The sequence below is a fragment of the Streptomyces sp. NPDC021020 genome (genome assembly GCF_044333285.1).
Taxonomy (GTDB): domain Bacteria; phylum Actinomycetota; class Actinomycetes; order Streptomycetales; family Streptomycetaceae; genus Actinacidiphila.
In genome coordinates, this window is the sequence record NZ_JBIRQQ010000007.1 from 451606 (window position 1) to 465068 (window position 13463).

The following is a 13463-nucleotide window of genomic DNA, read 5'->3' on the forward strand; positions in this document are numbered from 1 at the left end:
AGGCCCCCGGCCCGCGTGGGCGGCACGGACGCAGTGGGAGAGCGCTCCCCCGGCCCCGCGGCGTCCGCCATCAGCCGTCGCGGGGTCAGGCCGAGGCGCGCAGGACCAGGCGGGTCGGGGTGATGATCGGCGCGGCGGCGGCGCCGTCCGGGCCGTCCTGGAGTTCCAGGGTGCGCAGCAGCAGCTGGGCCATGAGGCGGCCCATCTCCTCGATGTCCTGCCGGACGGTGGTCAGCGGCGGGTCGGTCCACTCGGCGACCGAGACCATGTCGTCGAAGCCGACCACCGCGACGTCCCCCGGCACCCGCAGCCCGCGGGCCCGCAGCACCCGCAGCGCGCCCGAGGCCATGACGTCGGAGGCGGCGAAGACGCCATCGAGGTCGGGAGAGCGCTCCAGCAGCTGCTCCATCGCGCGGGCGCCGCCCTCGGGCGTGAAGTCGCCCTCGGCGATCAGCGCGGCCCCGCCGTCGGGGGCCACGTCGCGGAAGCCGTCGAGGCGGTCGACGGAGGCGGGCTGGTCGAGCGGCCCGGCTATGTGCCCGATACGCCGCCGGCCGATCTCCAGCAGCCGCCGCACCGCGTCCCGCGCGCCGCCGCGGTTGTCGCAGTCGACGTAGAGGGTGCGGCGCCGCGCGTCGGGGTCGGGCCAGGTGGGGCGCCCGCCGATCACGGTGGGCACGCCCGCCTTGCGGGCGATCGCGGGCAGCGAGTCGTCGGCGTGCAGCGAGAAGATCAGCGCGCCGTCCACGTGCCCGCCGGTCAGATACCGGCCGACCCGCTCGCGGTCGGCGGCGCCCCCGGTCAGCAGCAGCAACAGCTGGTTGTCGTGGGCGGACAGCTCACGGCTGATGCCGCGCACCTGCTGGGCGAAGAACGGGTCGGTGAAGAACCGCGACTCCGGCTCGGCGACCACCACCGCGATGGCCCCGTTGCGCCGGGTCACCAGGGTCCGGGCGGCCTGGTTGGGCACGTACCCCAGCTCCTCGACCGCGGCCCGGACCCGCTCCACGAGCGGGCTGCGCACCCCCGCTCCCCCGTTGACCACCCGGGAGACCGTGGCCCGCGACACCCCGGCCCGGGCCGCGACGGCTTCCAGCGTGGGGCGGGCGGCTGCGGGCGGCTCGGACAACGGGGGGACTCCTTCGCGCGGCAGGCGGCGGGGCTGCGGGGGGATCGGGGGCCGGGACGGGGGGGAACGGGTCGGCGGGGGGACGGCAGGGGCACAGCGTATCGGGTCGTGAACCCCCGTGAGAGCGCTCTCCCAAGAGTCGTCCGGCCGCCCGCGCATGACCTCCCGCGGACCGGGCAGCCGCCCGGAAGAGGACACCGGCCGGGCCCCCGGCCGTCGCCGCCGGACACCACCGGCCCCGGGACCGGCACGAACGGGCCCGAACCGGTCCGGCACGTACAGGGACGCCAGGAACGCGGGGGGAGCAAGGGACCGTATCCATGACGCACATCCCCAACCTCACGCTCAACAACGGCACCTCGATCCCCCAACTCGGCTTCGGGGTCTTCCAGATCCCGCCCGACGACACCCGGCAAGCGGTGCTCACCGCCTTGGAGAGCGGTTACCGGCACATCGACACCGCCGAGATGTACGGCAACGAGAAGGAGGTCGGCCACGCCGTCCGGGAGTCCGGACTCGCGCGCGGCGACGTCTTCGTCACCAGCAAGCTCAACAACGGCTACCACGCCCACGACGCCGCGCTGACGGCTTTCGACCGCTCGCTGGACGACCTCGGCTTCGGCTACCTCGACCTCTTCCTCATCCACTGGCCGCTGCCCGGGATCGGCGACTTCACCGAGACCTGGCACGCGCTGGAGGAGATCTACGCCTCGGGCCGCGCCAAGGCGATCGGGGTGTCCAACTTCAACCCGCACCATCTGGAGCGGCTGGCCCAGACCTCCTCCACCATCCCGGCGGTCAACCAGATCGAGATCCACCCCTATCTGGCCCAGGACGACGTCCGCGCCTACGACACCGCCCACGGCATCGCGACCGAGGCGTGGTCGCCCATCGCCCAGGGCAAGGTGCTGGACGACCCGGTGATCACCGCGATCGCCGGGCGGCTGGAGCGCACGCCCGCGCAGGTCACCCTGCGCTGGCACATCCAGCGCGGCGACATCGTCTTCCCCAAGTCGGTGACCCCGGCCCGGGTGGCGGAGAACTTCCGGATCTTCGACTTCAACCTGACCCCGGACGACATGGCGGCGATCACCGCCCTGGACCGCGGCGAGCGCACCGGTCCCGACCCGGACACCTTCAACTGGGTGCCCGACGACTGACGCCCCGCCACCTCGCACGGGGGACCCGCCCGCCGCAGGAGCGTTCAGGCTCCGGCGGGCGGTGGTCCGCCCGAGCCGCGGATCACGAACCGGGTCAGCAGCACGACCGAGCGCGGCGCGGAGCGGTCCCCGGCGATGCGGGAGAAGAGCAGGTTGGCCGCGGTGCCGCCGAGGGCGACCGGGTCCTGGCTGACGACGGTCAGCGGCGGGGTCAGCCGCTCGGCGAGCGGCAGGTCGTCGAAGCCGACCAGGGCGAGCGGTGCCGGGTCGCCGAGGGCGTCCAGGACCCCGAGGGTGATCACGTCGTTGCTGGTGAAGACGGCGGTCGGCGGGTCGGGAAGGGTGCGCAGCGCGGCGAGCGCGGCGCGGGCCTGCGGCTGCGAGCGCAGCTCGTGCCGGACGAGGGCGGGGTCCTCGGGTATGCCGTGGGCGGCGAGCGCGTCCCGGTAGCCGGCGTGCCGCTCGGCCTGGGTCCAGATGTCGTAGCGGTCGCCGAGGTAGGCGATGCGGGTGTGGCCGTGGCCGAGCAGATGGGTGACGGCGCGTCCGGCGGCGGCCCGGTTGTCGACGGTGACGGTGTCGACGGCGAGCCCCCTGGCGGGCCGGTCGACGCACACCACCTGGGTGCCGCCGTCCATCGGGCGTTTGAGGTAGGCGTGGCTGCCGCTGGTGGGGACGAGGATCAGGCCGTCCACCTGGCGGGCGGTGAAGGCGGCGATCACCTCGCGCTCGCGCTGCGGCTCGTCGTTGGTGCTGCCGACCAGGACGACGTGGCCGCGGCGGTGGGCCTCGTCCTCGACCGAGCGGGCCATCAGGGCGTAGAAGGGGTTGGCGAGGTCGTCGACGACCAGGCCGATGGTGGAGGTGCCGAGGTTCTTCTGGCGCAGGCTGCGGGCGTTGTCGTTGCGCTGGTAGCCGAGCCTGCGCACCGCCTGGCCGACGCGGGCCGCGGTCTCGGGGGCGACGCCGGGCGCGCCGGACACCACCCGGGAGACGGTCATGGGGCTCACGCCGGCCGCGCGGGCGACGTCCTTCATCGTCGGGCGGTTCACGGCCCTCCTCGTCGCTGTGCCGGCCGGCTGGTGCGTCGATGATGGCAGGGCGCCCGCCGCGGGCCGTGGCCGGGCCCGCCAGGACTCCGGCCACCGCGCGACGCCGCCCGTTCCCGGCGGCCCGGCCCCGCGCGGGCCGCCGGTGCGGAGCCGGCGTCAGCAGGCCGCCTGGTAGTAGTACTTCTTGATGTCGGGCTGGTCCATGTTGGCCTTGGTGATGGCGACCATGTCCGTGCCGATGTGCGCGGTGACCTGCTTCTTGTCGATCGCGGCGAGCGCCTGGTCGACGCCCTGCCGGCCGATGGCGCCGGGGTCCTGGGCGACCAGCACGTCGAGGGTGCCGTTGGTCAGCGAGGTGATCTCGTCGGGCTCCGCGTCGAAGGCGGCGACCTTGACCTTGCCCTGCTTGCCGGCCGCCTGGAGGCCGGTGGAGATGCCCTGGGCGGTGTTGGTGTTGCCGGCGAAGACCCCGCCGAGGTCGGGGTGCGCGGCGAGGGTGGACTGGATCTGGGAGGCGGCGGTGGCGGGCAGGTCGTTGTCGTAGAGCACCGGGAGCAGGGTGATGCCGGGGTGGTTCTGCTTCATCTCGTCGGTGAAGCCCTTGATACGGGCGTCGGTGGTGGACACCCCGGGCTTGACGCTGATGACGATCGCCGAGCCCTTGTCGCCCATGAGCTGGGCGAGCGCCTTGGCGGCGGTGCGGCCGCCCGCCTCGTTGTCGGACGAGATGCGCGAGACGCCGACGGAGGAGTCGCTGACGTCGGTGTCGACCAGGACGACCTTGGTGCCGGCGCCCTGCATCTGCTGGAGCGCGGGGGTGAGGGCGGCGGTGTCGACCGGGGAGATCAGCAGGCCGTCGGGGTGCTTCGCGGCGACCGAGTCGATGATCGGGCGCTGCACGGACACGTCCCACTGCGCGGAGCCGTTGACGGTGAGTTTGACGCCGCGCTTCTTGGCCTCCTGCTGGGCCGCGCAGGCCATGGTGATGTAGAAGGGGTCGCTCTTGACGCCGGTGATGAGGTCGAGGGAGTGCGAGCCGGACCCGCCGCCGGAGCCGCCGCCGCAGGCTGCGGTGGTGGCGGCGGTCAGGGCGAGCACGGCGCAGCAGCCGGCGATCCGGACGGTTCTTCTGGACTGGCGGAAGGACTGGCGCATGGCGGGCGGCCTTTCGTGGGTACGAGGGTGGGCCTTGCGGAGGAGCGCGCGGGGCGCGGGCGGTGCGGGTACGGCGGGCGCGCGGCAGCGGCGCGCGGGTCAGCGGCGGTCGGTGCCGCGGCGGCGGAGCTGGTCGACGTACACGGCGGCGACGAGGACGACGCCGATGGCGACGTCCTGCCAGTACTGCTGGACGCCCATGATGATCAGCCCGGTGCTGAGCACCGCGGGGATGAAGACGCCGATGACGGTGCCGAGCACGGAGCCGCGGCCGCCGAAGAGGCTGGCGCCGCCCAGCACGACGGCGGTGATGACCTTGAGGTTGTCGGTGGAGTGCCCGGCGATGGAGGTGCTGCCGAAGTAGGCCAGCCACATCACGCTGCCCAGGCCGGACAGCAGTCCGACCAGGGCGTAGACCTTGACCAGGTGCGCGTCGACGTCGATGCCGACGCGCCGGGCGGATTCCGGGTTGGAGCCGATGGCGTAGGTGTAGCGGCCGAAGCGGGTGAAGGCCAGGACGAGGCCGAAGACGAGGGTGGTGGCGAAGGCGATGACGACGAGCCACGGGATCTGGCCGAAGAGCTTGCCGAAGCCGATGCTGCGCTGGAGCTTGCCGGAGACGGCGCCGGCCGGGTCCTGGCCGCCGGTGATGATCTGGGCGACGCCGAGGGCGGCGCCGAAGCCGCCGAGCGTGACGATGAGCGGCGGGACCTTCGCCTTGGCGACCAGCCACCCTTGCAGCGCGCCCCAGACCAGGCCGGTGACGAGCGCGATGAGGGTGCTGACGGCGATGGTCCCCCAGCCGGCGTTCGCGCCGCCGTGGTGGATCGTGTATTCGGCGGACAGCACGGCGGAGAGCACGAGCACCGAGCCGACGGACAGGTCGATGCCGGCGACGATGACGACGTAGGTCATGCCGACGCCGAGCACCAGGTAGATGGCGGCGTTGGTGGCGATCTGGGTGATGTCGTAGCGGGTCAGGAAGGTGCTGGGCCGGGCGGCGGTGAAGAAGGCCACGAGCAGCGCGAGCACGCCGAAGGTCCAGGACTCGTTGGCGCGGGCGAGCCGCCGCAGCCACGGGGGCACGGCGGGGCGGCGGCGCGCGGGCTGCCGCTGCTCGTCCTTGGGCTGCCCGTCCTTGGGCTGGGCGGGGGCCTGGGCGGTCACCGGGGGCCGTCCTCTCCGCGGTCGGCGGCGGGGCCGCCGCCGGCCGTGTCCAGGGCGCCGGTCATGGCGCCGACGAGGTCCTCCACGCTGGTCCCGGCGGCGGCGAAGCGGGTGACCCGGCGGCCGAGCCGCAGCACCTCGATCCGGTCGGCGACGGACAGCACTTCGGGCATGTTGTGGCTGATCAGCACGACGCAGATGCCGCGGTCGCGGACCCGCCGGACAGTGTCGAGGACGCGGCCGCGCTGGACGACGCCGAGGGCCGCGGTCGGCTCGTCCATGAAGATGATCCGGTGCGCGAAGGCCACCGCGCGGGCGACGGCCACCGACTGCCGCTGCCCGCCGGACAGGGTCGCGACGGGGGCGCCGACGTCCTTGAGGTCGACGCCGAGCTCGGCGAAGGCCTTGACCGCGGAGCGGCGCATGGCCGCGCTGTCGAGGACCTTGAGACGGCCGAGGAGGCCGCCGCGGTAGATCTCCCGGCCGAGGTGGAGATTGGCGGCCGCGTCGAGGTCGGGGGCGAGCGCGAGGTCCTGGTAGACGGTCTCGATGCCGTGCCGGCGGGCGTCCAGCGGGCTCTCCATCCGTACCGGGCGGCCCTCGACGAGGATCTCGCCGCTGTCCGGGGTGACGGCCCCCGACAGGGCCTTGACCAGACTGCTCTTCCCGGCGCCGTTGTCGCCGATGAGGGCGACGACCTCGCCGGGGTAGGCGGTGAAGTCGGCCTCGTCGAGCGCGGTGACATGACCGAATCTCTTGGTCAACCGGCGTGCTTCCAGGAGCGGTTCTGCCATCGACGGTTCCTCCGGCGTCGTGGTGCACGGTGCTTGGTAACGTTCGCAAGCGTGCCGGGGATTCTGCGATCGTGATCATGTCATGTCAAGACATCGCGCACGGACCGGAGTTGCCCGTCCCGCTTCGGCGGCCGAATCAGATCCGGGGCCCCGCGCCGGGTATTGACATGCACTCAGCAGAGCCGCAAGATGCACACCGGCTTGGTAACGTTCACATCGACGGCGCCCCGCGACCCAGTTCGTCGCGGCCGCGGGCCGCCCCGCGTGTCGGACGTCCCGCTCGTCCCTGAGCCCCCCACAGTGCCCGAGAGGCTGCCGGGCCGTGCGTCATCACGGCCGGCCGCCGCCACGAGAAGGTGGTCCTTCGTGCTCCCTCCCGTGTTCCGCAGCAGAACCGCGGGCGCCGCCGGCGCCCTGTTACTCGCCGTCCTCGGCATCGGCGGCCTCACCGCCGCACCGGCCGCCCAGGCGGCGACCGACTACACCGGCTACGTCGACCCGTTCGTGGGCACCGACGACAGCAACGCCCCCAACCCGGTCGGCGGCGGCGCCGGCGGCAGCACCTACCCGGGCGCGGTGGCGCCGTTCGGCGGCGTGCAGTTCAGCCCGGACACCCCCACCGCGTCGCCGTCCGGCTACCGCTACTCCGACACCTCCGTGGAGGACTTCAGCCTCACCCACTTCGACGGAGCGGGCTGCCCCAACAACGAGGACCTGCCGCTGATGCCGTTCACCGGCTCGGTCGGCACCTCCCCGGGCAGCAACTGGACGAGCTACGCGTCCGGGTACACCAAGGCCAACGAGTCGGCCTCCCCCGGCTACTACAAGAACCGGCTCGACAAGTACGCCACCGGCGTGGAGCTGACCGCCACCACCCGCACCGGCATGGCCCGGCTGACGTACCCCTCGACGACCGGCGCGGGCCTGCTGATCAACACCAGCCGCAGCGCGACCGGCAATCGCAGCGGATCGGTGAGGATCAGCGGCTCCGAGCTGACCGGCAGCATCACCGCGGGCGGTTTCTGCGGCTCGTCGAAGACCTACCAGATCTACTTCGACATCCGCTTCGACCGCGCCCCGAGCGGCTACGGCACCTGGAACGGCGGTACGGTCTCCGCCGGTTCGACGTCCACGTCCGGAACGAACACCGGCGCGTACGTCACCTTCGACACCACCGGCAGCCAGACCGTGCAGGCCAAGATCGGCCTGAGCTACGTGAGCGTGGCCAACGCCCAGGCCGACCTCACCGCCGAGAACAACGGCTGGAACTTCGACGCCACCAGGAGCGCCACCTCGGCCGCCTGGAATTCGATGCTCGGCCGCGCCCAGGTCAGCGGCGGCTCGACCGAGAACCTCAAGAAGTTCTACACGGCGCTCTACCACGTCTTCCAGAGCCCCAACATCTCCAGCGACGTCAACGGCGACTACCGCGGCTTCGACGGGGCGGTCCACAACTCCTCCCGCCCGGTCTACCAGAACTACTCCGGCTGGGACATCTACCGCTCGTGGGCGGCGCTCATCGCGCTCATCGCGCCGACCGAGGCCTCGGACATCGCCAACTCGATGGTGCTGGACGGCCAGCAGGGCGGCCTGCTGCCCAAGTGGTCGCAGCAGACCAACGAGGACTTCGTGATGACCGGCGACCCCGGCCCGATCGTGGTCAGCAGCATGTACGCGTTCGGCGCGCGGAACTTCGACACCTCGGCCGCGCTCACGCTGATGGAGAAGGCCTCCAACGGCGGCACCGCGCAGGGCTCGCCGATCCGCGGCAACCAGGGCCCGTACACCAGCCAGCACTACCTGTCCGAGCCCTCGGACTCGCTCGAGTACAGCGCGTCGGACTTCGCGGTCGCGCAGTTCGCCAAGGCGCTGGGCAACACCTCCAGCTACAGCACCCACATGACCCGCGCCCAGTGGTGGCGCAACACCTTCGGCCCGGACTCCGGCTACATCCAGACGCGCAACTCCGACGGCAGCTGGTCCTGGCCGCTGCAGCCGGCCAGCCAGTCCAACTTCACCGAGGGCAACGCGGCGCAGTACACCTGGATGGTGCCGTACGACTACGCCGACCTGATCAACGCGATGGGCGGCCCGGCGACCGCGGCGCAGCGCCTGGACCACCACTTCACGCAGGTCAACGCGGGCCAGAGCCTGCCGTACTACTACATCGGCAACGAGCCCGAGCACGGCGTGCCGTGGGCGTACGACTTCGCGCGCGACCCGGCGGGCGCGGCGGACGCGGTGCGCAAGGTCATGACCGAGTCCTTCACGACCGGCGCGGGCGGCCTGCCCGGCAACGACGACCTCGGCGCCACCTCGGCGTGGTACGTCTGGGCGGCGCTCGGCATGTACCCGGTCACGCCCGGCGCGGACACCCTGGCCGTCAACGGCCCGCAGTTCCCCTCCGTGGTGGTCAAGCGGGCCGCGGGCGACATCACCGTCAACTCCTCCGGCACCGGCGGCTACGTCCAGGGCCTGAAGGTCAACGGCGCGGCCACCACGCACAACTGGCTGCGCTACCCGGACGTGTCCGGCGGCGCGACGCTCGACTACACCATGGGCGGCAGCCCGAGCACGACCTGGGGCACCGGCGCGGGTGACGTCCCGCCCTCCTTCCAGGACGGCGCGACCCCGCTCCCGGCGGCCCCGGACACCGGCCCCGACCTGGCCCTGGGCAAGACGGCCACCGGGTCCACCCCGTGTTCGAGCACGGAGACCGCGGCCAAGGCGGTCGACGGCTCGCTGAAGAACAACAGCAAGTGGTGCTCCAAGGACGCCAACCCCACGCTGACCGTGGACCTCGGGTCGGCGCAGACCGTGGGCTCCTTCGCGGTCGAGCACGCGGGCCTCGGCGGCGAGGACACCTCGTGGAACACCGCCGCCTTCCAGATCCTGACCAGCACCGACAACAGCACCTGGTCGCTCGCGGCGAACGTCACCGGCTCGCGGGCCAGCCGCACCTTCCACGCCATCGCACCGCGGCAGGCCCGCTACGTGCGGCTCGCGATCTCGGCGCCCACCAACACCGGCGGCGACACGGCGGCGCGGATCTACGAATTCCAGGTGTTCGGCAAGTCCGGCGGCGCGGCGGCCCCGCACGCCATCACCGGGCTGGCCGGCAAGTGCGTGGACGTCGCCAACTCCGGCACCGCCAACGGCACCCACGTCCAGCTCTACGACTGCAACGGCACCGACGCGCAGTCCTGGACGGTGGGCACCGACGGCACGGTCCGCTCCCTCGGCAAGTGCCTGGACGACGCGAGCAGCGGCACCGCCGACGGCACCCTGGTGCAGCTGTGGGAGTGCAACGGCAGCAACGCCCAGAAGTGGACGGTCAGCGGCACCCAGCTGGTCAACGCGGCGGCGAACAAGTGCCTGGACGTCCCGGGCTCGAACTCCGCCAACGGCACCCAGCTGGACGTGTGGACGTGCAACGGCGGCGCCAACCAGCAGTGGTCGGTGAGCTGACGGCCCGCTGAGGGGCGGGGGCGCGACCGCGCCCCCGCTCCGGACGCGTCACCCCACCCGCTGCCCCTTCCCGAGCGCGATGACCCCGGCCGCGGACACCGTGTAGAGCTCGCGGTCGCGGTCGGGGTTCACACCGATCACGGCGCCCGGCGGCACGTCGACGTTCTTGTCAAGCACCGCCCCGCGCACGATCGCGCCGCGGCCGACCCGCACCGCGTCGTGCAGCACCGAGCCCTGCACCACCGCGCCCGCGTCCACGACGACGCCGGGCGACAGCACCGAGCGGGTGACCTGGCCGCGGATGACGCAGCCGGGGCTGATGACCGACTCCCCCACGATGCCGCCCGCGGCGATCTTCGCGGGCGCCAGCTGGCCGGGGTGGGTGTAGATGGGCCACTTGCGGTTGTCCAGGTTGAAGGCCGGCTGGTCGGAGATGAGGTCCATATGGGCGTCGTAGTAGGCGTCCAGGGTGCCGACGTCGCGCCAGTAGCCGTGGTCGCGGGGGGTCTCGCCGGGCACGTGGTTGGTGTCGAAGTCGTAGACCTGCGCCACACCGGCCGCGGTCAGCCGGGGCAGGATGCTGCCGCCCATGTCGTGCACCGACTGCGGGTCCTCGGCGTCCGCGTGCAGCGCGTCGACGAGCGTCTTGGTGGTGAAGAGGTAGTTGCCCATCGAGGCGAAGACCCGGTCCGGGTCGCCGGGCAGGCCGGGCGGGTCGGCGGGCTTCTCCAGGAAGCGCTCCACCGCGATCCCGTCCGCGGCGGGTGTGATGACCCCGAAGGACGACGCGTCGGCGCGCGGCACCCGGATGCCGGCGACGGTGACGCCGGCGCCGTGCTCCAGGTGCTGGGCGAGCATCTGCCGCGGGTCCATGCGGTAGACGTGGTCGGCGCCGAAGACGGCGATGTAGTCGGGCTGCTCGTCGTACACCAGGTTGAGCGACTGCAGGATCGCGTCGGCGCTGCCCAGGTACCAGCGCGGGCCGAGCCGCTGCTGCGCGGGCACCGGCGTCACGTAGTTGCCCAGCAGGCTGGACATCCGCCAGGTGGTGGTCACATGGCGGTCCAGCGAGTGCGACTTGTACTGCGTCAGCACGCAGATCCGCATGACCTCGCCGTTGACGAGGTTGGACAGCACGAAGTCCACCAGGCGGTACGTACCGCCGAAGGTCACCGCCGGCTTGGCGCGGTCGGCGGTCAGCGGCATCAGCCGCTTCCCGGCGCCGCCCGCCAGCACTATGCCGAGCACCGAAGGTCCACCGCGCATCGCGTCCCCCTTGGGTCGTCTTCCGCCCCGCCGCATCGCCTGGCGCTACGCGGCGTCCAGCACCTGCCCGTACAGCTCCGCGGTCCGGCGGGCGACGGTGTCCCAGCCGAACTCCCCGACCGCGCGTTCGCGGCCCGCCGCGCCGAGCGCGGCCGCCCGCGCGGGGTCGGCGGTCAGCTCGCCGAGCGCGGCCGCGAGGCCTGCCTCGAACTCCTCGGGATGCTGCTCGTCGTAGGGCACCAGCAGCCCGGTGGCGCCGTGCTCGACGACCTCCGGGATACCGCCGACGGCCGAGGCGACCACGGCGGTGCCGCACGCCATCGCCTCCAGGTTGACGATGCCCAGCGGCTCGTAGACGGACGGGCACGCGAAGACCGCGGCGTGGCTGAGCAGCTGCACCACCGCCGGGCGCGGCAGCATCGCCGGGATCCAGTGCACCCCGTCGCGCACCGCGTTCAGCTCGTCGAACAGCGCGCGGAACTCCCGGTCGAGCGCGGGCGTGTCGGGCGCGCCGGCGCACAGCACGAGCTGCACCGCGGGATCCAGCGCGCGGGCGGCGCGCAGCAGGTGCGGTACGCCCTTCTGCCGGGTGATGCGGCCGACGAAGAGCACGTACGGCCGCGCCGGGTCGATGCCGATGCGGCGCAGGACGTCGGTGCGCTCGTCGGGGCGGTAGGCGCCGGTGTCGATGCCGTTGCGGATGACGTGGACGCGGTCGGGCCCGAGCGCGGGGTAGCAGGACAGGATGTCGCGGCGCATCCCGTCGGACACCGCGACCACCGCGTCCGCGGACTCCATCGCGGTGCGCTCCGCCCAGCTCGACAGGGCGTAGCCGCCGCCGAGCTGCTCGGCCTTCCACGGCCGCAGCGGCTCCAGCGAGTGCGCGGTGACGACGTGCGGCACACCGTGCAGCAGCTTGCCGAGGTGCCCGGCGAGCCCGGCGTACCAGGTGTGCGAGTGCAGCAGGTCGCGGCCCTGGAGGCCGGCGGCCATGGCCAGGTCGATACCGAAGGTGCGCAGCGCGTCGTTGGCGCCGTCCAGCGACGCGGGGGCGCGGTGCCTGACCACGCCGGCGTCCCGGTCGCCTTCGACCGCATCGCCCCAGCAGTGCACCTCGACGTCGACCAGCGTGCGCAACTGACTGGCGAGGAACTCCACGTGCACCCCGGCACCGCCGTAGACCTCCGGCGGATACTCCCGGGTCAGCAGCCCGACCTTCACCGGTGCCTCCCGCTCCGACACTCCCGGGCCGCGGGGCCGCGCAGTGCGGCGGCCCCGCGGCCCCTTCCGTGCCCTGTCCCTTCCCCGATCCGGGCCCCGCTACCGCGGCAGGGCGTTCCGGTGTGGCGGGCGGCGGCGGGTACGGGTTTCGGCCATGCCTTCACGGCCTGTCCGGAGTCCGGCATGTGAACCGGTTCGCAAGGTGTCACCCAGGGCGGTGACAGGTGATGGGGTGTCAGGCCACGGCAGCGACTGCTGTGATGTGCGGTTCGACCGTCCGTGCGCACCGGTCGCGTTGTGCGACCGCACCGGTGCGTGGGCTAAGCACACAACGCCCGCACACACGTACAGTTCGCCGGATCTGGTCCGCACCAGGGCTCGCCGGATTGACGCTTTATGGACGGCTGCAACCCCCGTAGCACGGGCACACGTAGGAGAGACAGGACGTGACGACCGACACCACACCGACCGCACCCCTACCGCTGCGCGCCGGCAGCCGGTTGGCACTGGCACTGGCGAGGGAAGAGATGATGCAGGAATACCACCGGTGGGAGACGGACCCGGCGACCGTCGTCGGTTTCGGGGCCCGCTGGCCGGTGTCCTGGGAGGTCTTCCAGGCGCGCTTCCACTCCGCCCACACGTCGGCTCACTACCAGCTCTTCGAACTCCTCCACACGCGGAGCGCGACACCGGTCGGCACAGCCGCGCTCAGCGTCGACCAGTCCGTCAACAACGCAGAATTCATCCTGGTGATCGCCCCGGAGCAGCGCGGCCGGGGATACGCGGCCGAGGCCACCGCCCTGACCCTGGAGTGGGCGTTCGCCATCGCGTCGCTGGACTCGGTGTGGCTCCAGGTGCCCGCCCCCCACACCCCCGCGGTGAACGCCTACGTGAAGGCGGGATTCCGGGCCGCCGGACGGCTGCGCAACGCCGCCCTGTGGCACGGCAGGCGGGTGGACAAGCTGCTGTTCGACTGTGTGCCCGACGACCTCGCGGAGAAGAGGTGACCACCTTGTCCTGCCCCGACGTGAACTGCCGCAAGGGCGGCTGC

At 72.6% G+C, this 13463-nt stretch carries 10 protein-coding genes; 3 read left to right on the top strand and 7 right to left on the bottom strand.

The features are described from left to right. Nucleotides 1-85: 85 nt before the first annotated feature. The gene (locus tag ACH4SL_RS23325) at nucleotides 86-1129 is read right to left on the bottom strand and encodes a LacI family DNA-binding transcriptional regulator (RefSeq protein ID WP_398448551.1); all 1044 of its coding nucleotides are present in this window, start codon (nucleotides 1127-1129) and stop codon (nucleotides 86-88) included. 320 nt (nucleotides 1130-1449) lie between these two features. On the opposite strand from ACH4SL_RS23325, the gene ACH4SL_RS23330 reads away from it, so the two are divergent. After that, nucleotides 1450-2289: an aldo/keto reductase gene (locus ACH4SL_RS23330; RefSeq protein ID WP_398448553.1), complete on the top strand. Its 840-nt coding sequence runs from the start codon at nucleotides 1450-1452 to the stop codon at nucleotides 2287-2289. A 44-nt stretch (nucleotides 2290-2333) separates the two neighbouring features. Here the strand turns inward: ACH4SL_RS23330 and ACH4SL_RS23335 are convergent, their stop codons facing one another. From ACH4SL_RS23335 to ACH4SL_RS23350, 4 genes are all read right to left on the bottom strand, one after another. After that, a complete protein-coding gene (locus tag ACH4SL_RS23335; RefSeq protein WP_398448555.1) occupies nucleotides 2334-3341 on the bottom strand; it encodes a LacI family DNA-binding transcriptional regulator in 1008 nt (335 codons plus the stop codon). 156 nt (nucleotides 3342-3497) lie between these two features. Next, complete coding sequence (locus ACH4SL_RS23340; RefSeq protein ID WP_398448557.1) at nucleotides 3498-4496, bottom strand: ABC transporter substrate-binding protein; 999 nt, start codon at nucleotides 4494-4496, stop codon at nucleotides 3498-3500. Nucleotides 4497-4595: 99 nt separating this feature from the next. Beyond that, on the bottom strand, nucleotides 4596-5663 hold the full coding sequence (locus tag ACH4SL_RS23345) for an ABC transporter permease (protein ID WP_398448559.1): 1068 nt from the start codon (nucleotides 5661-5663) through the stop codon (nucleotides 4596-4598). Continuing rightward, a complete protein-coding gene (locus tag ACH4SL_RS23350; RefSeq protein WP_398448562.1) occupies nucleotides 5660-6457 on the bottom strand; it encodes an ATP-binding cassette domain-containing protein in 798 nt (265 codons plus the stop codon). The genes ACH4SL_RS23345 and ACH4SL_RS23350 overlap by 4 nt, the downstream gene beginning before the upstream one ends. 366 nt (nucleotides 6458-6823) lie before the next feature. On the opposite strand from ACH4SL_RS23350, the gene ACH4SL_RS23355 reads away from it, so the two are divergent. Beyond that, a complete protein-coding gene (locus ACH4SL_RS23355) occupies nucleotides 6824-9925 on the top strand; it encodes a GH92 family glycosyl hydrolase (protein WP_398448564.1) in 3102 nt (1033 codons plus the stop codon). Between the two features lie 48 nt (nucleotides 9926-9973). Here the strand turns inward: ACH4SL_RS23355 and glgC are convergent, their stop codons facing one another. Both glgC and glgA read right to left on the bottom strand, forming a co-directional pair. Beyond that, on the bottom strand, nucleotides 9974-11191 hold the full coding sequence (gene glgC / locus ACH4SL_RS23360; protein WP_398448566.1) for a glucose-1-phosphate adenylyltransferase: 1218 nt from the start codon (nucleotides 11189-11191) through the stop codon (nucleotides 9974-9976). 45 nt (nucleotides 11192-11236) lie between these two features. After that, nucleotides 11237-12412 (bottom strand): glycogen synthase, encoded by a 1176-nt coding sequence (glgA, locus tag ACH4SL_RS23365; protein ID WP_398448568.1) that lies wholly within the window; start codon nucleotides 12410-12412, stop codon nucleotides 11237-11239. A gap of 446 nt (nucleotides 12413-12858) precedes the next feature. Between glgA and ACH4SL_RS23370 the strand changes: the two genes are divergently transcribed. Then, nucleotides 12859-13419, top strand: coding sequence for a GNAT family N-acetyltransferase (locus tag ACH4SL_RS23370; protein WP_398448570.1), 561 nt, complete (start codon nucleotides 12859-12861; stop codon nucleotides 13417-13419). Nucleotides 13420-13463: the final 44 nt, after the last annotated feature.